This window comes from Hymenobacter aranciens (genome assembly GCF_030580865.1).
Lineage (GTDB): Bacteria > Bacteroidota > Bacteroidia > Cytophagales > Hymenobacteraceae > Hymenobacter > Hymenobacter aranciens.
In genome coordinates this window covers 118,260-138,365 of sequence record NZ_JAUQSY010000015.1, presented here as the reverse complement: position 1 = coordinate 138,365, position 20,106 = coordinate 118,260, and the positions used below count along the sequence as shown (strand labels likewise).

Genomic DNA, 20,106 nt, shown 5'->3' with positions numbered 1-20,106 from the left:
TACGGCAAAAAGTTTCTGGTTCCGCGTTTTCTGCCCATCAGCTGTTTCTTCTTCACCCGGCCCCAGCAACCATAAGTTAAGACATATCAGACCCATGGGAAAAATTATCGCGGTAGCTAACCAAAAAGGCGGCGTCGGCAAAACGACCACGGCTATTAACCTTGCGGCTTCGCTGGCGGCGCTCGACTACCGGACCCTGCTCGTGGACGCCGACCCCCAGGCCAATGCCACCTCGGGCGTGGGCTACGACCCCAAGGATATCCAGAACAGCATCTACGAGAGCATGGTGGACGGCATCAATGCCCAGGATATTATTCTGCCCACCAACGTGCTGCCCCACCTCGACCTCATGCCCTCCCACATCGACCTGGTGGGCGCCGAGGTGGAAATGATAAACCTGCCCAACCGCGAGGAAAAGATGAAGGAGGTGCTGCGCCCGCTCATCGACCAGTACGATTTCATCATCATCGACTGCTCCCCTTCGCTGGGCCTCATCACCGTCAACGCCCTTACGGCGGCACACTCGGTCATCATCCCGGTGCAGTGCGAGTACTTCGCCCTCGAAGGCCTCGGCAAGCTGCTCAACACCATCAAAATCATCCAGAGCCGCCTCAACACGGAGCTGGAAATCGAGGGTATCCTCCTGACGATGTACGACGTGCGCCTGCGCCTGAGCAACCAGGTAGTGGAAGAAGTACGCATGCACTTCCAGCAGCTGGCCTTCGATACCATCATCCCGCGCAACGTGAAGCTGAGCGAGTCGCCGAGCTTCGGCATCCCGGCCATCCTGCACGATGCCGAGAGCAAAGGCTCGCTGAGCTACCTCAACCTGGCCCGTGAAATCGTGGAGAAAAACACGGTGGAGATGCGGCCGGAGGAAGCGGCTGAGGGCGAGGCAGCGTAACTTTTTCTCTTATGCTTATGCTCACCTCATCAGCTCACCCTCTGATTGGCATTGACCCCGAAATTCGGTTCGGGCGGGTGTGTCTTATCGGCACCCGCATTGCCGTGGAGGATGTGCTGGGCTGGTTGGGCAACAGGATGTCGTTTGCCGACATCATCGAGGATTTTCCTGAATTGAGCGAGGAACAGATTCTCGCGTGCCTGCGGTATGCGGCTGACCGGCAGCGCCACACGCAGTTAGTGGCCTGATGAAACTGCTATGCCCTTAAACTGGAGATTTTCAGACGATGTACCTTTTAATGGCCCTTCTTCCGAAACGTCGGCTGAGAGAGCAATTCGTTGGGAAGGACTGAAACAGCAAGTAAGTCCCGGCACACCAGTTTCTGGCCGGGTATTTATTCAAGCTCCTTTCGGGGTCTTTTTCGATGCTGGTTTAGGTTTTTCATTACTATTAGAAATTCTAGATTTTGGCTTCCCGGGGATTATTTTCCCCGACGATTATCCGGCACTCGATAGTATAATAACAGGTGAAGTGGCCGGTTTTAGAGACGACAATAAGCAGATTGCGGTGGTAAAAGACTACGCTGCAATCTTTAACCCAGACCTTTCTGAGCGGCTGCGCTATCAGGAGGAAGGGCGCTTGCCAGACCATCCGCTAATCAGCATCCATCCGAAAGTTCGCTTAGGTTACGCCTGCCTGATTGGCACTTCAATAAGTGTTATTGATGTGCTGGACCACTTAGCCGGCTCTTTAAGCTTCGATAGCGCTATCAGTACTTTCCCCGGGCTTACGAAGCAAATGATTCGGGCCTGCTTGCAATACGCTTCTGACCGCGAGAAACACATTCGGCCCGCTGGGTGGTAAGTTCGATGAACTTCGTAGCTTGCCCTTCGCCCAAGAATCCGTAATTTTGACTTTCGGCTGCCCCGCACCTTTTAGCCCAGCCGACGGACCATGCCTGTAGACAAGAACGAAGAGAAATTGCAAGCGGCGCTGGCTGCGGCCGCGGCGGTGAAACGCAAGAGCGGCCTGGGCCGGGGCCTCAACGCCCTGATTGAAGGCAGCTACGAGAAAAAAGGCGACCGCGTGGTGAACACCGGCGGCAGCCTGGTGCCGCACCCGGTAAACTCCGTGGGCCTGATTCCGGTGGACCAGATTGAGGCCAATCCCTACCAGCCGCGCACGCACTTCGACCAGGAAGCCCTGGCCGAACTAGCCGACAGCATTAAAATTCAAGGGATTATTCAGCCCGTGACGGTGCGGCAGATGGGCCCGCAGGCCTACCAGCTCATCTCGGGCGAGCGGCGCCTGCAGGCCTCCAAACTGGCGGGCTTGGAGAACATCCCAGCCTACATCCGCAAGGCCGACGACCAGCAGATGCTGGAAATGGCCCTGATTGAGAACATTCAGCGCGAAAACCTGAATGCCATCGAAATTGCCCTCAGCTACCAGCGCCTGCTGAGCGAGTGCAACCTGCGCCAGGAAGACCTGGGCGAGCGGGTGGGCAAAAACCGCTCGACCGTGACCAACTACCTGCGCCTGCTGAAGCTGCCGCCCGACATCCAAATCGGCCTGCGCGACACCGAAATCAGCATGGGCCACGCCCGCGCCCTCATCACCATCGAAGACCCCAAGCAGCAGGTGGAATTGTTCCGCCGCATCATTGCCGAGGACATGTCGGTGCGCCGGGTGGAGGACATTGTGCGCAACGGCTATGGCCGCACCACCACCGAAAACGGCGCCACCAACACCACCCGCGAGCTGACGCCCCCAGTGGTGCCGGTGGCCGAAATCCGCCGCACCGAGCGCAGCCTGGCCGAGTGGTTTGGCTCGAAGGTGCAGGTGCGCCCCGGGCCGAAGGGCAACGGCGAAATCAAGATTTCCTTTGATTCGGTGGAGGATATGCAGCGCATTCTGCACATTCTGCAACCCTCGGCCTAACGTGCAGGTCCAGTACCAGGAGTTAAAAGGTGAGCGTTAAAAGTTGAATCCGGCACCCGACTGGCTTTTAACTTTTAACGCTCACCTTTTAGCTGCCATACTTACCCGGTCTATTTCTCGTTACTGGCTTCATGATACTGAATCTATTTGCTAAAATCAGTGGGCTGCTGCTACTGGTGCTGCTAGCGGCGCCAGCCTGGGCCCAAACGCCGCTGAACCCGAACCAACCGTTCGGTACGCAGCCGTTCGGTACGCAGTCGCAAACGCAGATGACCGATACGGCCGGTGGCCGCGCCCTTACCCGCCCGCTCACAAAAGAAGAGAAGCGCTCCAAAATAGCCGCCGACTCGGCCAAGCGCACCGAGCGGCTGTTTGGCCTGCGCCTCACGCGGCCAGCCAAGGCGGGGCTGCTGGCGGTGGTGCTGCCCGGCGCCGGGCAGATTTACAACCGCCGCTGGTGGAAGCTGCCGCTGGTGTATGGCGCGCTGGGTGGCGTTATTGCTGGCGAGGTATTTTACCAGCGCCGGTTCAGTGAGTATAAGCGCGCCTTCAATCTCATCGCAGAAAGGAAGGATACTATTGGTGGCGAGCTGCTAGGTCCCCGGGCACGTCTGGAGCGCAGCCCGGAGGCCCTGCAAAGTGGTATCGTATTCTACCGCGGCTACCGCGACGTGTTTTACCTCTACATCGGGCTGGCCTACGGGATGCAGATTCTGGACGCGGTGGTGGATGCCCACCTGCGCGAGTTCGACGTGAGCGACGACCTGGCCCTGAGTTGGGACCCGGCGCTGCTGCCCATTCCGGGCCAGACTTCGCGGCCCACGGCGCCCGGGCTTTCCTTTACCCTGCGAGTGAAATGAATGATTATTGGTTGATGATTAGTGATTAATTGGCTTTCTTCGCTTTACAAAAAAACCTGCCGACCACGAACTATTAACCATTAATCACTAACCACTAATCATTAAAAAGAGTGAATATTCTCCTTGTCGGCTACGGCAAAATGGGCCAGGCCATTGCGGCGCAGGCCACGCAGCGCGGGCACCACGTGGCCGGCATCGTTGATTCGGCGGCCGGCGCGGCGCGCATTACTGACTTTACCCCCACCACGGTGGACGTGGCCATTGAGTTTACGCACCCTGACTCGGCCTTTGCCAATGTGCAGGACTGCCTGCGGCAGGGGCTGCCGGTGGTGTGCGGCTCGACGGGCTGGCTGCACCATTTTGAGGAGGCCCAGGCGCTGACCCAGGAGCTGGACGGCAGCTTGTTCTACGCTTCCAACTACAGCGTGGGCGTGAATTTGTTCTTTCACTTCAACGAGTATATGGCGGCCAAAATGCAGCAGTTTGGCGGCTACGACGTGAGCGTGCGCGAAATCCACCACATCCACAAAGTAGACCAGCCCAGCGGCACGGCCCTCACGGCGGCTGAGGGGATTCTGCGGCATTTCACCGACAAAATCACCTGGCGCAACGCCCCGGCCGAAAGCCCGCAGGAGCTGGCGGTGCTCTCGGAGCGCGCGGGCGAAGTGGTGGGCACGCACATCGTGCGCTACACGTCGGGCGTGGATACGCTGGAGCTGAAGCACGAGGCGCACAGCCGCACGGGCTTTGCGCAGGGCGCGCTGCTGGCGGCCGAGTGGCTGCCGGGCCGCCGGGGCGTATTCGGCATGAACGACTTATTAGGACTGTAATTCCTGGAATCAGGTGTTTGGTATTGGGTTTTTGGTATTCGGGCTTCGCCTTATGCTACTGCCAGAAACCTAACACCAAAAACCCAACACCTAATGCCGAAAACCAGAAACTTTTTCGGAATTTTGACTTTTCGCTTCTAAGGGCGTCCGCCCTTTTCTTTCATGGCCCTGTTTAATTTCAAACGCCGCGACCCCAACGCCCCACCGCCCCCGCCCAAGACGAAAACCCGCGAGTGGGTCGATTCGCTGCTCTTCGCTATCATCGCGGCCACGCTCATTCGCTGGGCCACGTTTGAGGCCTACACCATCCCCACGCCGTCGATGGAAAACTCGCTGCTGGTGGGCGACTACCTGTTCGTGAGCAAGCTGCACTACGGGCCCATCACCCCACAGACGCCTTTGCAGGTGCCGCTGTCGCACCAGACGGTGCCCATCTTCGGCTTCAAGAGCTACTCCGAGCTCATTCAGCTGCCTACCTGGCGGCTGCCGGGCTTTTCGGAGGTGAAGCGCAACGACGTGGTGGTGTTTCACGTGCCCTGGGAGCTGCAGTACCCGGCCGATTTGCGCACCAACTACATCAAGCGTTGCGTGGCCATTGCCGGCGACGAGATTCAAATCAAGGGCCAGCAGCTGTACGTGAACGGCCAGCCGGCCGTGAACCCGCCCGGCCTGCAAACCCGCTACTACGTGCAGACGACCGAGGATAACGACGAGGTAAAGAAGTTTTTCCGCGAGCACGGCGTGGTGGAATATCAGAACCTGGTGGACGGCTCGCCCCTGCTGCAGCCCAGCCCACGCTTCGTGAACGAGCCCCTGGGCTACGGCTACGAAATTGACTGCACCGCGGCCACGGCCGAGGCGCTGCGCAAGCTGCCCTACGTGAAGGGCGTGGTGGCCGAAACCATTCCGGCTGGCCAGCCGGAGTACGACGGCGGCCTGGCCGTGTTCCCCGACAACCCTGACCACCCCACCACCAGCAGTGTCTTCCGCCCCAGCCTAGCCGGCCTGCGCCACTGGAACAAGGACAACTACGGTCCCATCCACTTGCCCAAGGAAGGCGAAACCATCCAGCTCACCCCGCAGAATGCGGCGCTGTACTACAAGGTCATCAAGCGCTACGAGCTGCTGCACGACAGCATCACCTTCGACATCCGCAACGGCAACGACTTTACGGTGCTGCAAAACGGCAAGCCCCTCACCAGCTACACCTTCAAGCAGAACTACTACTTCATGATGGGCGACAACCGCCACAACTCCGAGGACTCGCGCTTCTGGGGCTTCGTGCCCGAAGACCACCTCGTGGGCAAGGCCGTGCTCATCTGGTTTTCGATGGACCCCTTCGGCGAAGGCGTCCACAAAGTGCGCTGGAACCGGCTGTTTAACATCATTCACTAAGCATCTGTCATGCTGAATGCAGTGAAGCATCTTCTCACGCCAGAGCCATTCGTTCCAGCGTGAGAGGATGCTTCACTGCGTTCAGCATGACATGTTCTTTATCACCACTTAATCGGTGTCAGCCCCTGCTTTTCGAGCCAGGCGTTGGTCTGGCTGAAGGGCTTGCTGCCGAAGAAGCCCCGGTCGGCGGCCATGGGCGAAGGGTGCACGGCTTTCAGGATAAGGTGCTTGCGGGCGTCGATGAGCTCCGACTTCTTGCCCGCGTAGGCCCCCCAGAGGATGAACACGACGTGCTCACGGCCTTCGGACACCTTGCGGATAACGGCGTCGGTAAATTCTTCCCAGCCCTTTTTCTGGTGCGAGCCGGGCTCGCCCGAGCGCACGGTGAGCGTGGCGTTGAGCAGCAGCACGCCCTGCCGGGCCCAGCGGTCGAGGTTGCCGTTGGGCGGCGGCGGGGTGCCGGGGATGTCGCTCTGCAACTCCTTGAAGATGTTGTGCAGCGAGGGCGGCGTGCGCTGGCCGTCCTGCACCGAAAACGAGAGGCCGTGGGCCTGCCCCTTGCCGTGGTAGGGGTCCTGCCCCAGGATGACGACCTTGACCTTATCAAACGGGCAGGCGTCGAAGGCGTGGAAGATGCTGGGGCCGGGCGGAAACACCGTAGCCGTGGCGTACTCCCCCTTCACGAAGGCGATGAGGCGCTGGAAGTATGGTTTTTCGAATTCGTCGGCGAGCACGGGCCGCCAGCTTTCGGCTATCTTTACCATCGGGTTATGCAGGAAAAATAATTGGGCAGCTTTGGCGTTAGGGCGCTGTCTCGGCGCAAAACTAATTTCGGCGGGGCTCAGTTACCTTCATAGCTGCTTTCCGCGTCTCTTTTTATGCCCACTACGACTACGCAGGGCGTTACCGTTTCGGTTACGACCAATTATTTGCCCGACTATTCCAGCCCCGCGCAGGAGCACTTCGTCTTTGCGTATAAAATTGATATTCGCAACGACAGCCCGCACACCGTGAAGCTGCTGCGCCGCCACTGGTACATCCACGATGCCGGCGGCGAGGTGCGCGAGGTGGAGGGCGAGGGCGTGGTGGGCCGCCAGCCCGTGCTCGAGCCCGGTGAGTCGCACCACTACGTGAGCGGCTGCAACCTCAAATCCGGGATGGGTAAGATGCACGGCACCTACCTCATGGAGCGCCTCGGCAACGGCCAGCACTTCCAGGTCGACATTCCGGAGTTTACCCTGATGGTGCCGTACCGTCTGAATTAGGGATTGATGGTAGTTGATGGCGCGGGGCTCTGCCCCGTGCCAACTATTCGCGGGCCTCGGGCCCGCAACGTCAGAACGACCCACTATTGCGCAGTCCCGCGCCAGCCAGAGGCCGGCCACTAGTCGGCCCGGGGCAGAGCCCCGCGCCATCGGCGAGTACTTTTGTAGCTCACGCTACGCTACGCCTTGTTTCAACTTCTCGCTTACCTCCGTTTCTGGCTGCGCTCGGGCAATGCCCACGGCCTGCATTCCCCGTTTGTGTTCGGGCTTTACACCTCGGTTATCCGCCACACGGGCCGCTTCGGCGCCTTCGAGCGCATCGAGCAGCAGCGGCAGGCTCTGCTGCAAAGCCCCGAAACCATCACCGTCACCGATTTCGGGGCGGGCTCGCACACCGGCGCGGGGCAGCAGCGCCGCGTGGCGGCCATTGCCCGCACGGCGGCCAAGCCGGCGTGGCTGGCGCAGTTGCTGTTCCGGCTGGTCAATCATTTCCGCCCCGCCACCATCCTGGAGCTGGGCACTTCGCTGGGCCTCACCACCGCCTACCTCGCCGCGCCCGATTCGCGGCACCGCGTCGTCACCTTCGAGGGCTGCCCTAACGTGGCGGCCGTGGCCCGCGAAACCTTTGAGAAGCTGGAACTGCGCAACGTGAAGCTGGTGGAGGGCAACCTGGACGAAACCCTGGCTCCTACCCTGGCCAGCTTAGCGGCGCCGGTCGATTTTGTGTTCTTCGACGGCAACCACCGCTACGAGCCCACACTGCGCTACTTCGAGCAGTGCCTGACGCGGGCCCACGAGCACAGCGTATTCGTGTTCGACGATATTCACTGGTCGGCGGAGATGGAGCGGGCCTGGGAGGCCATCAAGGCCCACCCGCAGGTGCTGGTTACCGTCGATTTGTTTTATATCGGGCTGGTGTTCTTTCGGACGAATCAACCCAAGCAGCACTTCTGGCTGCGGGCCTGAGGCTGGCTACAAGGGTTGCGCTAGCTGCTTGTGCAATAAAAACTCCCGGGCAGATGGCGTCGCATTGCGCATGGCGACAATGAATTCGGCCAGCCGCCCGGCGTTAATGCGGACGCTTCCCAAAGAAATGTTCAGTTCCTGAAATCCCAGTTCTTTGCTGAATCGAGCCATACTGCGGCCCCATTTACCCTTGTGTTGCGAAGGCTCAAATGCTTCGTCAACTACCAGACAAATAAATTGCTGACCGTGTATTTCAGCCAAATACACGTCTTGGATAATTTCCCAGTTGATAAATGACTGGTGGGTAGTGCGGTCAAAAATCCCGACTTCGTTGATAATTATCTGAGGTCGCCGGTCCAGCATGGTATAGATGCTGATGGGGATGCCCAGCCCGAAAAAACCGATATTGAGCCAAGCCACCCAACGGGGTGCGTCCGGATGGTTTAGCAGAAAAACGCCCATCGCCACGAAGGCCGCGCAGCCCAGCAGGAGCAACGCGGCCTTGCGGCGCGACTTATAAATTCGGATTTCCGGGATGGCAGCCACGAGCAAACGGCTAGGCGTCCAGCCCCTGCGGATTAATATCCCCGCTGTCGCGCACGGCATCGCGTATCCGCGTCAGCTTTTCCAGCAGGCGCTGCAGCTGGTCGAGGGGCAGCATGTTGGCCCCGTCCGACAGCGCGGTGGCGGGCGTCGGGTGGGTTTCGATGAACAGGCCGTCGGCGCCCACGGCGATGGCGGCCTTGGCAATGGTTTCGATGAGGGCGGGCTGGCCGCCGGTCACGCCGGAGCTTTGGTTGGGGCGCTGCAGGGAGTGCGTCACGTCCATCACCACGGGCACGCCGAAGCTGCGCATGGCGGGCAGGTTGCGGAAATCGACTACGAGGTCGGAGTAGCCGAAGGAGTTGCCGCGGTCCGTCAGAATAACGTGCGGGTTGCCCGACTGCTGGATTTTGTCCACGGCCCACTGCATGGCCTCGCCGTTGAGAAACTGGCCTTTTTTCACGTTCACCACCTTGCCGGTTTTGGCGGCGGCGATGAGCAAATCGGTCTGCCGGCACAGGAAGGCCGGGATTTGCAGCACATCGACGTACTCGGCGGCAAAGGCCGCCTCGCCCGACTCGTGGATGTCCGTCACGGTAGGCACGCCGATTTCGCGCCCTACTTTCTGCAGGATGCGCAGGGCCGTCTCGTCGCCGATGCCGGTGAAGGAATCGAGGCGCGAGCGGTTGGCCTTGCGGTAGGACCCCTTGAAGATGTAGGGTATCTGGAGCTTGTCGGTCATGGCCTTCACCTTTTCGGCGATGCGCAGGGCCATGTCTTCCCCCTCGATGACGCAGGGGCCGGCCATGAGGAAAAACTGGCCGGAATTGGTGTGGCGGAAATGCGGGAGGGCGTTGGCGAGGGAAGTGAGCATAGGAAGCAATGAGGAAACGCGACAGCGCTTATTTCTTTTTCAAATTGATAAACAGCTCCCGCCCCTGCCGGGGCTTGAGCGAATTATACGCCGTATCGAAGTGCACGAACTCGAAATACGGCGCGAAGTATTCGATATACTCCTCGCGGCTGCCGCCAAACGGCGGCTCGGCTTTATTCTCAAACTGCGTATCGAAGAGCAGGCCGGCAAGGGTGCCGCCGGGCCGCAGCAAGGCCGCGCACTGCCGGGCATACGCCGGCCGCAGCGCGGGGTCGATGGCGCAGAAAAACGTTTGCTCGATGATGTAGTCGAGCTTGCCTTCGGCGGGCAGCTCGAAAAAGTCGCTGAGCAGCAGGTGGTCGGCGGGAAAGGCGGGCACGCGCAGGGCCAGGGCGGTGATGGCCTCGGGCGCGAAGTCGGCTACGAACACATTGCGGAAGCCGCGGCGGTGCAGGTACTCGGCCTCGTAGCCGCGGCCGGCGCCGGGGATGAGGATGCGCGGCTGGGTAGCCACGTCGAGTTGGTCGAAGTATTCCTGCAGCGGCGGGGTGACGCCGTGGGCGTCCCAGCCGTCGCGGCCGGCTTCGTAGCGGCCCTGCCAGTAGTCGTCGTCGAGGGGAGGGATAACCGTTTCCATGCGTCGAAAGTATAACGAGGACTTGCGCGGAACGCAAAGTCCGCTATTTTTACGCCCAAAGGTACGCCTTACCCTGCGGTAAGGATAACCCAAATTCCCGCTTTTTTCTCGTCAACTTTCACTGCATGGACCCGAACGAAAATCCCCAACCCCGCTCAAACAGCCGCGTTTTACTCTGGGTGGCCCTGGTACTGGTGCTGCTCGGCATCAACGGGGTGCTCTTCTACCTCAACCAGCAGAAAGGCCAGCAAAACGAGGAACTCACCACCGAGGTGAAAGCCAAGGACAGCAAGCTGCAGGAGCAAATCAAGCAGTACGAAGCCCTGAAAGCCGATTTCGAGCGCCAAAGCCAAGAACTGCAGGCCCTGGGCCTCAACAACGACTCGCTGCAGGCGCGCATCGCCAGCGTCAACGCCGACCTGCTGAAACTCCGCTCTTTCCGGGCCGGCAGCTTCTCCATCGCCCAGCAGCAGATGTTTAAGCAGCGCGCCCAGAACCTGGAAGGCCAGCTCCGCAAAAAGGACGAGGACATTGCCCAGTTGAAGAAGGACAACGAAACCCTCTACACCGAAACCACGACCCTCAAGGAGCGCCAGAACAAGCTGACCGACACCATCAGCACGATGGCCAAAACCAACCAGGAGCTTTCGGATAAAGTAACCGTGGCCTCCCGCCTGCAGGCCGAAAACATCAAAATCGCCGTGCTCAATTCCAAGGACAAGGAGAAGGACGACGACAAGGACGAGTTCAAGGCCAAGAAGGTGGAGAAGGTGAAAGTGACCTTCAACTTGGCCCGCAACGACGTGTCGCCGAAGGAAACCAAGAGCATCTACCTGCGCATTCTGGAGCCCGACGGCGCGGCCCTCTACAACCTGAGCACCGGCGGCGGCACCTTCACCGTGGACGGGCAGGAGTCGTTCTACACCCAGAAGCAGGACGTGGTGTTCGACAACACCAAGCAGCCCATTCAGTTCACCTACGCCAAGGGCGCCGAGTATAAAAAGGGCGTGCACACGGTGGAAGTGTATGAAGGCGGCGCCATGATGGGCAAGACAACGTTTACCCTGAAGTAAGGATGGAACGGATTTTTGGTCGTTTCGCTTCTTAGCGGGTCCATTCTCTATTTTCTATCTGGTTAAAGAAAAAGCCACTCTTGCGAGTGGCTTTTTCTTTTTCAGAAAGTTCGGTTTCACTCTATTGCCAGCCGCTGGCTGAAGCTACCACCTTGTAATATGTACAATCCGACGGGTAGTCCGTGCAGGTCGAGGGTTGTTTCTAGGGTAGCCGGGGCGGGATAGCGGCGCACAGCGCGGCCCTGCGCATCGCAGAGAGTGAGGGGCGTGGGTGCCAAGCCAGCGGGCAGGCGCAGGGCGGTGGTGCTATGGGCGGGGTTGGGGTAAAGTTGCGCGAGTGCCGTGCGGGGCGAGGTGGTGGCGGTGAGGGTCGGGTCGGTGAGGGAGGCCAAGAAGCCGACGCTATTAGCGATGCCGCTGGGGTTAGTCAGCGTATTGGTGCCGAAGCTTATCGTACGACTACTAAAAGAACCCGCCACATACACACTGGTGCCGCTCACGGCCAATGCTTCGGCATAATCGTTACCAATGCCGCCGACCTGCTGCGCCCACACGAAGTTGCTGGTGCTGCCTGCGTCGGTCAGTTTGGTCACAAACATGTCGTAAAGACCTGTATTGGTCAGGGTGGCGGCACCAAAGCTGGCCGTGGGACTAGAGAACGCACCTGCCACGTACACATTGGTACTGCTCACAGCCAGCGCCATAACTTGGTCTCTGCCCGCTCCTCCAGCCTGCTGCGCCCACACGAAGTTGCTGGTGCTGCCTGCGTCGGTCAGCTTGGTAACAAACATGTCGTAAAGACCTGTATTGGTTAGGGTGGCGGCACCAAAGCTGGCCGTTGGACTAGAGAATGCCCCTGCCGCATACACACTGGTACCGCTCACGGCCAGTTCGCTGGCGCCGTCGTAGCCCATACCTCCAGCCTGCTGCGCCCACACGAAGTTGCTGGTGCTGCCTGCGTCGGTCAGCTTGGCTACGAATACGTCAGAAGTGGCTGCAGTAGCATCTGTATTGGTCAGAGTAGTGTCACCAAAGCTGGCAGTGGGGCTATAAAAATCTCCAGCTACGTACACGCTGCTGCCACTCACGGCCAGCCCGATAACTTGGTCATAGTTGGAACCCCCAGCCTGCTGCGCCCACACGAAATTGCTGGTGCTGCCTACGTCGGTCAGCTTGGCCACGAATACGTCAGAAGTGGGTGCAGTAGCGTCTGTATTGGTCAGGGTGGTGGCACCAAAGCTGGCAGTGGGACTGAAAAATGCCCCCGCCACGTACACGCTGCTACCACTCACAGCCAATGCTCTGGCATTGTCGTGGCTCGTACCCCCAGCCTGCTGCGCCCATACGAAGCTGCCCGCGTCGGTCAGCTTCGTCACAAATACATCACTATAGTAACCCATATTGCTCAGAGTGGTGGCACCAAAGCTGACGGAGCCCCTAAAAGAACCCGCCACATACACACTGGTGCCGCTCACGGCCAATGCTTCGATATAATCATCCCCAATGCCGCCGACCTGCTGCACCCACATAAACTGGTTGCTGGCGAGATTGAACTTGGCCACGAACGCATCCTGGTTTCCGTGGCTGGTCAGCATAATGTTGCCTACCATTATGTTTACTGAAAACCCCCCAGCCAGATACACGTTACCGGCCGCATCGACAGCTGTGGCTTGTACCGACCCATATTCAAGTGACGCCATCGCCTGCGCCGACTGCCAAGCCGGCGTCTGGGCCACTGATGGGAGGCTCCCGGCCGCAAAGAGAAGCGCCAGTAGCACGCGCACCAGCGCGGCGGGAAATGGGAAGGAGGAAAGGTTGAACATAGAAAATGAAGCTAAGGCGGTACGTTGTTTATAGAGTGCCACAAAAGTACCGAAGTGAGTCACTAAAAAGGTCTGCCGAAGCGGGCCCTTTCACAAACTCATTTGTAAGCTAACACTCACACCGTCTTCTCAAACTCATCCAGCTGCTTCAGCGTGGCCGTGATGTTCTCGGTAAAGAGCGTCACTACTGCCCCTTCCGGCGCGGTGGCCAGGATGTGGTCGATAGCGTCGGGCTCGTTTTCGATGTAGGTGATGGGTAGGTCGGGCTTATCGAGGCGCAGGCCGCGCTCCATGATGTCGCGGAGCTGCTGGGCGGTTTTGCCGCGCAGGTCGCGGTCCTGGCGCAGAATCACCTCGTCGAAGATGCGGCCGGCGATGCGGGCGAAGCCCAGCGTATCTTCGTCGCGGCGGTCGCCGAGGCCGGAGACTACGCCGATTTTACGGGTGGCCGTGGTGGCGTTCATGAAGTCGGCAAACTTGGTGATGCCGGCCGTGTTGTGCGCGTAATCCACGATGACTTCGAACTTCGGAAACTTGTAGGAGTTCATGCGGCCCGGCGTCTTGGCGCCCGAGGGCACGAAGGTGCGGAAAGCCGTCTTAATGTCGTCCTTATCGAAGCCCGAGAGGTAGCCCGCCAGCGCGGCGGCCAGGCAGTTCTCAATGTTGAAGCCCGCCCGGCCCCCGAAGGTCACCGGGAACTCGGCGGCGCGGTCGATGCGCAGCTTGTAGCTGTTACGGTAGATGGTGATGTAGCCTTCCTCATACACCGCGGCCACGCCGCCGGCCTCCACGTGGTCCTGAATGCGGCGGCTCTTTTCGTTCATGCTGAACAGGGCCACGCGGCAGTCGAGGTTGTGGGCCATGCCATACACCAGGTCGTCGTCGGCGTTGAGCACGGCCCAGCCGCCTTTGCGCACCGTGCGGGGCAGCACGCCCTTCACGGCGGCCATTTCCTCCACGGTGTAGATGTCGCGGAGGCCCAGGTGGTCGGCGGCCACGTTGGTTACCACCGCAATATCGCATGTATGAAAGCCCAGGCCCGAGCGCAACATGCCGCCGCGGGCGGTTTCGAGCACCGCGTAGTTCACAGTCGGGTCTTTCAGCACAAACTCGGCGCTGACGCTGCCGGTGCAGTCGCCCTTTTCGAGCTGCACGCCCTGGATGTAGATGCCGTCGGTGGTAGTGAAGCCGACCTTGTAGCCCTTGCTGGCCACCAGGTGCGCGATGAGGCGCGTGGTGGTGGTTTTGCCGTTGGTGCCCGTCACGGCGATGATGGGAATGCGGGCCGTGGCCCCGCGCGGAAACAGCATATCCACCACCGGGGCGGCCACGTTGCGCGGCAGCCCCTCGGCCGGCGAGATGTGCATCCGGAAGCCCGGCGCGGCGTTCACTTCAATCACCGCGCCGCGGCTTTCATTCAGCGGCACGGCAATATCCGTCGCCATCAAATCAATCCCGCAAATGTCGAGGCCCACGATGCCCGCCACGCGCTCGGCCAGTAGCACGTTATACGGGTGCATGATATCGGTCACGTCGGAGGCGGTGCCGCCGGTGCTGATGTTAGCCGTGCTTTTCAGGTACATCGTCTCGCCCGCCGGCAGTACCGAGTCCAGGCTCAGCCCCTTGTTGCTCAGAATGTCGAGCGTGTGCTTGTCGGCCTTGATGCTGGTGAGCACTTTCTCGTGGCCCACGCCCCGGCGCGGGTCCTCGTTCACCTTGTCGATGAGTTGCTGAATGGTGCTCGTGCCATCGCCCGTCACGGCGGCCGGCGTGCGCTTGGCGGCGGCAATGAGCTTGCCGTTCACTACCAGCAGGCGGAAGTCGAAGCCCTCGATAAACTGCTCCACAATCACGGCGCGGGAGTACTCCTTGGCCGCCTGCAGGCCCGCCACGGCATCTTCCCAGTTGGTGATGCGAATGGTAGCGCCCTTGCCGTGGTTGCCGTCGAGCGGCTTGGTCACGATGGGAAAGCCCAACTCGTCAATGGCATCGCGCAGCCCATCTTCCGAATACACCGTGGTGCCGCGCGGCACCGGCACGCCCGCATCCTTGAGCATGGCCTTGGTGCGGTTCTTGTTGCCAGCCACTTCCACCCCCGCGTGCGAGGTGAGGCTGGTGGTGGTGGCCCAGATGCGCTTCTGGTTCACCCCATAACCCAGCTGGATGATGTTGCTGTTTTTGAGCTGGATGTAGGGAATGTTGCGGGAGGCTGCTTCGGCCACAATGCTGTAGGTGCTGGGGCCGAAAAACTCGTCTTCGCGGATTTCGTGCAGCTCGGCGATGATGGGGGCAATATTGACCTCCTCGCCTTTACAGACGGCCTCCACAATGTCCACGGCGGCCTCCAGCGCCCGGCGGCCGGCCCGCTCCTCCTGGTAGGCAAACACCACGTACTCTACGCCTTCCTCCCGCGCGGGGTACGACTTGCCCCAGAACACCGGCATGGCGGCCTGCCGCTGTAGCTCCAGCGCCACGTGCTGAATAACGTGGCCCAGCGGCTCGCCGTCTTCCAGCTGCTCCAGGGTCAGGGGCGGGTGCTTGGCGGCCTGCTTGCCGCTCTGCCCGGCCGGGTGCGCCGAGCCGATTTGCGGAAACAGCGCCATCAGCCGCTCCGGCAGCCCGGGTATTGCGTTGGACCACTGGCCCGCGAACTCGCCCAGGGCGACTTTGGCAACAATCAGCTTGTAGTGTTTCACGGACCAGTAGCTCGGTCCGCGCATGGTACGCAGGTCAACAATTTTCATAAAAGAGCGAAAGGGGAAAAAGGCATTGGCGGTGCCGCACCCGCAGGTTTGCAGCTTGGGGATGTAATGTAGGCACAACGCTACCGAAAACCCAAAGCGAACTGGGTTTTCGCAAAGAAAAAGCCCCGGCTGCCAGTGGGCAGCCGGGGCTTTTTCCGTTCCGTCAAACTATTACGCCGCCAGCAGCTCCTCCTCCCGGTAGCAGTCCCAAAAGCCGTTATTGAGCCCGTATACATTAATACGAATCACCAGCCCGCTTTCCGGCTCGCGCTCCTTAATCTGCCCACGCCAGATAATCTGCCCCGGCACGCTGGCCACCGGTTGCACCGCCTTCCCCAGCTCAAACGCGAACGCGCTGGCTGTCCGGAATGCCACCAACGGCTCGGCGGCTACCGATTCTGCGGCCACTACCGGCGCGACCGTTGGCACGCAGGCCTGTTCGTGCCAGGCCATAAGGTCGCCGCAGTGGGCACACACGGCCTCCGCCTCAGCGCCGCCATCCGTAACGGCGTCGTCGTAAATAGGGTCCAGGGCTTCGGCCGCGTCCTGCGGCTCGTCGAGCATCACGATGTATCGGGCCATGATTTTTTACTGAAAATTGAAATCCCCCCGCAAACACAGGGTTTACAGGGGGATTCCAGCAATAGTTGAGGTGACGAGCGGATTCGAACCGCTGTAGGAGGTTTTGCAGACCTCTACCTAGCCACTCGGTCACGTCACCCGGTAGTGGTCTTTGGGAGCGCAAAGGTAGGGAATGCGGCGGGAGTGGGCAAGCATTCTCTAGCTTTTTTGGCTTAGGCTATTCGTGAAAACATGAAAAAAAACTGTCATGCTGAACGTAGTGAAGCATCCTCTCACGCCTCAACGACGCAGTAACCCAATCGTTCTAACCTGACAGGATGCTTCACTGCGTTCAGCATGACAGTTCTTTTTGCTTCTTTAGAACATAAAAAAGCCCCCGACCTTCCGGCCGGGGGCTTTCTCATTCTTCAGGCGAAGGGCTGAAATTACTCAGCCGAGTCGCTGGCGGCTTTGCGCTCAGCGCCAGCCATCTGGTCGCGCAGGGCGCTCAGGGCGTCGAGGTCACCGAGGGTCGACTTTTCGTCCGACTTCTTCAGGTCGCTCAGCTTGCCTTCGCCTTGGGCGGCACCACCGGCGGCGGGCTTCTTCTTGAACTTCGAGTTGCGGTTGTCGTCCTCGGCCGCAGCTTCTTTGCTGAAGCTGGCGGTGTGCGACAGCACAATGCGACGGTCATCCTTCGAGAACTCGGTCACGCGGAAGTCCAGCGCTTCGCCGTTTTCGGCTACGCTGCCATCCTCCTTGGTGAGGCCTTTCGGGTAAGCGAAGCCTTCGATGCCGTAGGGCAGCTCCAGCACGGCGCCACGCTCCGATTTCTCGGTGATGGTGGCCTTGTGCACCGAGCCCGGCGTGAATACCGTAGCGAAGGTATCCCAGGGGTTCTCTTCCAGCTGCTTGTGGCCCAGGGCCAGGCGACGGGCGCCCAGGTCCAGCTCCAACACAACCACGTCGAGCTTGTCGCCAACTTTAACGACTTCCGAGGGGTGCTTGATTTTCTTGGTCCAGCTCAGGTCCGACACGTGCACGAGGCCGTCCACACCTTCTTCCAGCTCTACGAACAGGCCGAAGTTGGTCAGGTTACGCACGGTGCCGCTGTGCTTGGTGCCCACGGCGTATTTGCCAGCGAAGTCCTCGCGGGTCCACGGGTCTTCGGTCAGCTGCTTGATGCCCAGGCTCATCTTGCGGTCTTCGCGGTCGAGCGTCAGAATCTGCGCTTCTACCGTGTCGCCCTGCTTGATGAAGTCCTGCGGGTTGCGCAGGTGCTGGCTCCAGCTCATTTCCGACACGTGGATGAGGCCTTCTACGCCCGGTACCACTTCCATGAAAGCGCCGTAGTCGGCCACGTTCACGATGCGGCCCGATACTTTGGAGCCCGGCTGCAGGTCGGCCGGCAGCGAATCCCACGGGTGGGGCGTCAGCTGCTTCAGGCCGAGGCTGATACGCTTCTTGGCTTCGTCGAAGTCCAGCACCACGATGTTCAGTTTCTGGTCCAGCGTCAGCACTTCGCTCGGGTGCGCGATGCGGCCCCACGAGATGTCGGTGATGTGCAGCAGACCATCGACACCGCCGAGGTCGATGAACACGCCGAAGTTGGTCATGTTCTTGATGTTGCCTTCCAGAATCTGACCTTTTTCGAGGTTGTTCAGGATGGCTTCGCGCTGCTGCTCGAGGTCTTTCTCGATGAGCACTTTGTGCGAAACGACCACGTTGTCGAAAGCGGAGTTGATTTTCACCACCTTCACTTCCATGCGACGGCCAACATAAATGTCGAAGTCGCGGATGGGCTTCACGTCGATTTGCGAGCCGGGCAGGAAGGCCTCGACACCGTCGAGCTCCATGATGAGGCCGCCTTTGGTGCGACGCTTCACTACGCCTTCCAGAACCGTATCCAGTTCCAGTGCGTCGTAGATAGCTTTCCAGGCTTGCTTGATTTTGGCTTTCTTACGGCTCAGGATGAGCTGGCCGTTAGCATCTTCCTGATCTTCGATGAATACCTCCACCTCGTCACCGATTTTCAGGTCGGGCAGGTCGCGGAATTCGGTCAGCGACACGAGGCCGTCCGACTTGAAGCCGATGTTCAGGATAACGTCGCGGTCGGTGATACCAACTACGGTGCCCGTTACCACTTCTTCTTCCTGCACGGTCGTCAATGTACCACCGTACATTTCTTCCATGCGGGCACGCTCGTCGGCCGAGTAATTACCGCCGAAGCCGCTGGCTCCCACGTTGTCCCAGTCGAAATTGTCAACTAATTCAGTTGCCATAAATGTTTGGTTGAACTCCTATTTTTGAACGCCGCCGCCGGAGTTCGGGCTGCGACGCGGATAAGGTTGATGCGCTTGTTCTTAGCCGAACAAGGCCCGTCGCCTTGACGGGGGTGCAAAGGTACGCTTTTTCAGGGAGTTTTGGAAGTAGAGCGTGTAACATTTCAGCTACACATTTCCAATGTTGGCTTTTCTGTGAAGCCCTTATCACCTATCCCCAAAACTTTGCCGAAGAAAAAGTTGCTAATTGCAGATATTGGTAGTTCACGTTTTCGGCTACGCTTATTAATTACCCAGCCATTAGCTAAGGCCCTTTCACCATAGCTCTGTGCATTACCCACAACCGAATTGGCAGCGCGTTTATTTGGGATATTTGTTTCGGCCTTGTATCTCAAGGCCTGATTAATAGAGTTGTAAATTATTCCGTAAATCTGAGAAGTAGAATAATCCCTTAATAAAGCGCTAAAAACTGTCTTTGTTTTTTCCCCAGCTGGAGAATCTGTTTTTAAAAGCGCTTCAACACTATACGTCAGGTCTTGTAACACCTCTTCAAGCGCATTTTTTTGCCACATCCTGAATTTATCATCAGACGAGGCTTCCATAATACTCGGATTCATAATGAGGTCCATCAAAGGGACTTTATTCATGCCATCCTTATATAAATTGAGTTCCCAAGTTACTTTATCCGGATGATAATAGAAGTTACCATCTCCCTTTTGTCCGTATGATGAGAAATGTGATACCGGGCTTATCAAGAGAATAGGCGCCTCTTTCGTTAGAGAATGTATTATCTCATTCGTAAATGAGTCTGTGGGGGCAACAGATGAATGCATTTTTTCAAAGGGCAATAGAAGACTATAATCCTCTGAAATTCCAGCTCTGAGTACTGCGCCTAGATATACCTTCTGCTCAAAGGTAAGTGTATCGTAATCTACGGCATCTGGCCGATTAGCTTCCAAAATTTCAGCAAATCGAGCAGCAACAATTTGCTTTTTGGCCGCCTCTTGTTCTGCCTGCTCTATAGCAGCTTGATGCGCTATTTGACGGCACCCATTACAGTTACAATATCCCTGCAGTTTATGGTCACACCTTATACAGAAGACTGGGTTAGCATACCGTGAACTTTTTGAACTGTATGCCTCTACCACCTGCCCTCCACAGTATCCACACACCTGCGGCAAGATTTTAGGAGGGAAAGCTTTAACTAATTGAGAAGGCAAAACATCGATGTTGTATCTGCTAATTAAAGCTGCAATACTTTCTCCAGCATAGTATTCTTTTATGAGATTCTCAATTTCGTTCTGGCTTAAATGCTTCAGCTTTTCTGACATGGGTAAGACGAGTAATTTTTATTTTTCAGACTGTTTTAGCGACAAATTTATCGTAATTCGGCGTCTTGTCAGGATTT

The 20,106-nt window shown here is 58.7% G+C and carries 19 protein-coding genes and 1 tRNA gene; 10 read left to right on the top strand and 10 right to left on the bottom strand.

Translation table 11 applies throughout. The annotated features are described in order from the left end of the window. The first annotated feature begins 94 nt into the window (after positions 1-94). From Q5H93_RS19720 to lepB, 7 genes are all read left to right on the top strand, one after another. Entirely contained in the window at positions 95-904 is an 810-nt protein-coding gene (locus Q5H93_RS19720; RefSeq protein WP_305008381.1) for a ParA family protein, read from the top strand. A gap of 17 nt (positions 905-921) precedes the next feature. Then, positions 922-1,152 carry a DUF433 domain-containing protein gene (locus Q5H93_RS19715; RefSeq protein WP_305008380.1) on the top strand — a complete coding sequence of 77 codons (231 nt, stop codon included), beginning with the start codon at positions 922-924 and terminating at the stop codon, positions 1,150-1,152. 10 nt (positions 1,153-1,162) lie between these two features. Then, positions 1,163-1,768 carry a DUF433 domain-containing protein gene (locus Q5H93_RS19710; RefSeq protein ID WP_305008379.1) on the top strand — a complete coding sequence of 202 codons (606 nt, stop codon included), beginning with the start codon at positions 1,163-1,165 and terminating at the stop codon, positions 1,766-1,768. Between the two features lie 90 nt (positions 1,769-1,858). Beyond that, the gene (locus tag Q5H93_RS19705; protein ID WP_305008377.1) at positions 1,859-2,845 is read left to right on the top strand and encodes a ParB/RepB/Spo0J family partition protein; all 987 of its coding nucleotides are present in this window, start codon (positions 1,859-1,861) and stop codon (positions 2,843-2,845) included. Between the two features lie 131 nt (positions 2,846-2,976). Beyond that, positions 2,977-3,705: a DUF5683 domain-containing protein gene (locus Q5H93_RS19700; protein WP_305008376.1), complete on the top strand. Its 729-nt coding sequence runs from the start codon at positions 2,977-2,979 to the stop codon at positions 3,703-3,705. A gap of 110 nt (positions 3,706-3,815) precedes the next feature. Further along, positions 3,816-4,535 (top strand): 4-hydroxy-tetrahydrodipicolinate reductase, encoded by a 720-nt coding sequence (dapB, locus tag Q5H93_RS19695; protein WP_305008375.1) that lies wholly within the window; start codon positions 3,816-3,818, stop codon positions 4,533-4,535. Positions 4,536-4,697: 162 nt separating this feature from the next. Then, positions 4,698-5,930 carry a signal peptidase I gene (lepB, locus tag Q5H93_RS19690; protein WP_305008373.1) on the top strand — a complete coding sequence of 411 codons (1,233 nt, stop codon included), beginning with the start codon at positions 4,698-4,700 and terminating at the stop codon, positions 5,928-5,930. Positions 5,931-6,031: 101 nt separating this feature from the next. On the opposite strand, the gene Q5H93_RS19685 is transcribed toward lepB, so the two are convergent. Then, positions 6,032-6,694 (bottom strand): uracil-DNA glycosylase, encoded by a 663-nt coding sequence (locus tag Q5H93_RS19685; protein WP_305008372.1) that lies wholly within the window; start codon positions 6,692-6,694, stop codon positions 6,032-6,034. Between the two features lie 114 nt (positions 6,695-6,808). On the opposite strand from Q5H93_RS19685, the gene apaG reads away from it, so the two are divergent. After that, positions 6,809-7,195: a Co2+/Mg2+ efflux facilitator ApaG/CorD gene (apaG, locus tag Q5H93_RS19680; RefSeq protein ID WP_305008371.1), complete on the top strand. Its 387-nt coding sequence runs from the start codon at positions 6,809-6,811 to the stop codon at positions 7,193-7,195. A gap of 186 nt (positions 7,196-7,381) precedes the next feature. Next, the gene (locus Q5H93_RS19675; protein ID WP_305008370.1) at positions 7,382-8,161 is read left to right on the top strand and encodes an O-methyltransferase; all 780 of its coding nucleotides are present in this window, start codon (positions 7,382-7,384) and stop codon (positions 8,159-8,161) included. A gap of 6 nt (positions 8,162-8,167) precedes the next feature. Here Q5H93_RS19675 and Q5H93_RS19670 read toward each other — a convergent pair whose 3' ends face one another. The 3 genes from Q5H93_RS19670 to Q5H93_RS19660 are packed head-to-tail and all read right to left on the bottom strand — an operon-like array spanning position 8,168 to position 10,215. Beyond that, a complete protein-coding gene (locus Q5H93_RS19670) occupies positions 8,168-8,707 on the bottom strand; it encodes an STM3941 family protein (protein ID WP_305008369.1) in 540 nt (179 codons plus the stop codon). A 10-nt stretch (positions 8,708-8,717) separates the two neighbouring features. Then, positions 8,718-9,578, bottom strand: a complete 861-nt coding sequence (kdsA, locus tag Q5H93_RS19665; RefSeq protein WP_305008368.1) for a 3-deoxy-8-phosphooctulonate synthase — start codon at positions 9,576-9,578, stop codon at positions 8,718-8,720. Positions 9,579-9,606: 28 nt separating this feature from the next. After that, positions 9,607-10,215 (bottom strand): methyltransferase domain-containing protein, encoded by a 609-nt coding sequence (locus tag Q5H93_RS19660; protein ID WP_305008366.1) that lies wholly within the window; start codon positions 10,213-10,215, stop codon positions 9,607-9,609. A 125-nt stretch (positions 10,216-10,340) separates the two neighbouring features. On the opposite strand from Q5H93_RS19660, the gene Q5H93_RS19655 reads away from it, so the two are divergent. Next, entirely contained in the window at positions 10,341-11,288 is a 948-nt protein-coding gene (locus Q5H93_RS19655) for a DUF8428 domain-containing protein (RefSeq protein WP_305008365.1), read from the top strand. Positions 11,289-11,404: 116 nt separating this feature from the next. On the opposite strand, the gene Q5H93_RS19650 is transcribed toward Q5H93_RS19655, so the two are convergent. From Q5H93_RS19650 to Q5H93_RS19625, 6 genes are all read right to left on the bottom strand, one after another. Next, positions 11,405-13,111, bottom strand: coding sequence for a T9SS type A sorting domain-containing protein (locus Q5H93_RS19650; protein ID WP_305008364.1), 1,707 nt, complete (start codon positions 13,109-13,111; stop codon positions 11,405-11,407). Positions 13,112-13,227: 116 nt separating this feature from the next. Next, the gene (cphA, locus tag Q5H93_RS19645; protein WP_305008363.1) at positions 13,228-15,855 is read right to left on the bottom strand and encodes a cyanophycin synthetase; all 2,628 of its coding nucleotides are present in this window, start codon (positions 15,853-15,855) and stop codon (positions 13,228-13,230) included. A gap of 171 nt (positions 15,856-16,026) precedes the next feature. Further along, a complete protein-coding gene (locus Q5H93_RS19640; protein ID WP_305008362.1) occupies positions 16,027-16,437 on the bottom strand; it encodes a hypothetical protein in 411 nt (136 codons plus the stop codon). A 68-nt stretch (positions 16,438-16,505) separates the two neighbouring features. Continuing rightward, positions 16,506-16,576 (bottom strand) — tRNA-Cys (locus Q5H93_RS19635). A gap of 286 nt (positions 16,577-16,862) precedes the next feature. Continuing rightward, complete coding sequence (rpsA, locus tag Q5H93_RS19630) at positions 16,863-18,698, bottom strand: 30S ribosomal protein S1 (RefSeq protein WP_305008361.1); 1,836 nt, start codon at positions 18,696-18,698, stop codon at positions 16,863-16,865. 164 nt (positions 18,699-18,862) lie between these two features. Next, positions 18,863-20,029, bottom strand: a complete 1,167-nt coding sequence (locus tag Q5H93_RS19625) for a hypothetical protein (protein WP_305008360.1) — start codon at positions 20,027-20,029, stop codon at positions 18,863-18,865. Between the last annotated feature and the right edge of the window lie 77 nt (positions 20,030-20,106).

Excerpts from the sequence above, each read along its gene's own strand:
- Q5H93_RS19720 (WP_305008381.1), top strand. The coding sequence starts at position 95 with ATGGGAAAAATTATCGCGGTAGCTAACCAAAAAGGCGGCGTCGGCAAA.
- Q5H93_RS19715 (WP_305008380.1), top strand. The coding sequence starts at position 922 with ATGCTCACCTCATCAGCTCACCCTCTGATTGGCATTGACCCCGAAATT.
- Q5H93_RS19710 (WP_305008379.1), top strand. The coding sequence starts at position 1,163 with ATGCCCTTAAACTGGAGATTTTCAGACGATGTACCTTTTAATGGCCCT.
- Q5H93_RS19705 (WP_305008377.1), top strand. The coding sequence starts at position 1,859 with ATGCCTGTAGACAAGAACGAAGAGAAATTGCAAGCGGCGCTGGCTGCG.
- Q5H93_RS19700 (WP_305008376.1), top strand. The coding sequence starts at position 2,977 with ATGATACTGAATCTATTTGCTAAAATCAGTGGGCTGCTGCTACTGGTG.
- lepB (WP_305008373.1), top strand. The coding sequence starts at position 4,698 with ATGGCCCTGTTTAATTTCAAACGCCGCGACCCCAACGCCCCACCGCCC.
- Q5H93_RS19685 (WP_305008372.1), bottom strand. The coding sequence starts at position 6,694 with ATGGTAAAGATAGCCGAAAGCTGGCGGCCCGTGCTCGCCGACGAATTC.
- apaG (WP_305008371.1), top strand. The coding sequence starts at position 6,809 with ATGCCCACTACGACTACGCAGGGCGTTACCGTTTCGGTTACGACCAAT.
- kdsA (WP_305008368.1), bottom strand. The coding sequence starts at position 9,578 with ATGCTCACTTCCCTCGCCAACGCCCTCCCGCATTTCCGCCACACCAAT.
- Q5H93_RS19660 (WP_305008366.1), bottom strand. The coding sequence starts at position 10,215 with ATGGAAACGGTTATCCCTCCCCTCGACGACGACTACTGGCAGGGCCGC.
- Q5H93_RS19655 (WP_305008365.1), top strand. The coding sequence starts at position 10,341 with ATGGACCCGAACGAAAATCCCCAACCCCGCTCAAACAGCCGCGTTTTA.
- Q5H93_RS19650 (WP_305008364.1), bottom strand. The coding sequence starts at position 13,111 with ATGTTCAACCTTTCCTCCTTCCCATTTCCCGCCGCGCTGGTGCGCGTG.
- cphA (WP_305008363.1), bottom strand. The coding sequence starts at position 15,855 with ATGAAAATTGTTGACCTGCGTACCATGCGCGGACCGAGCTACTGGTCC.
- Q5H93_RS19640 (WP_305008362.1), bottom strand. The coding sequence starts at position 16,437 with ATGGCCCGATACATCGTGATGCTCGACGAGCCGCAGGACGCGGCCGAA.
- rpsA (WP_305008361.1), bottom strand. The coding sequence starts at position 18,698 with ATGGCAACTGAATTAGTTGACAATTTCGACTGGGACAACGTGGGAGCC.
- Q5H93_RS19625 (WP_305008360.1), bottom strand. The coding sequence starts at position 20,029 with ATGTCAGAAAAGCTGAAGCATTTAAGCCAGAACGAAATTGAGAATCTC.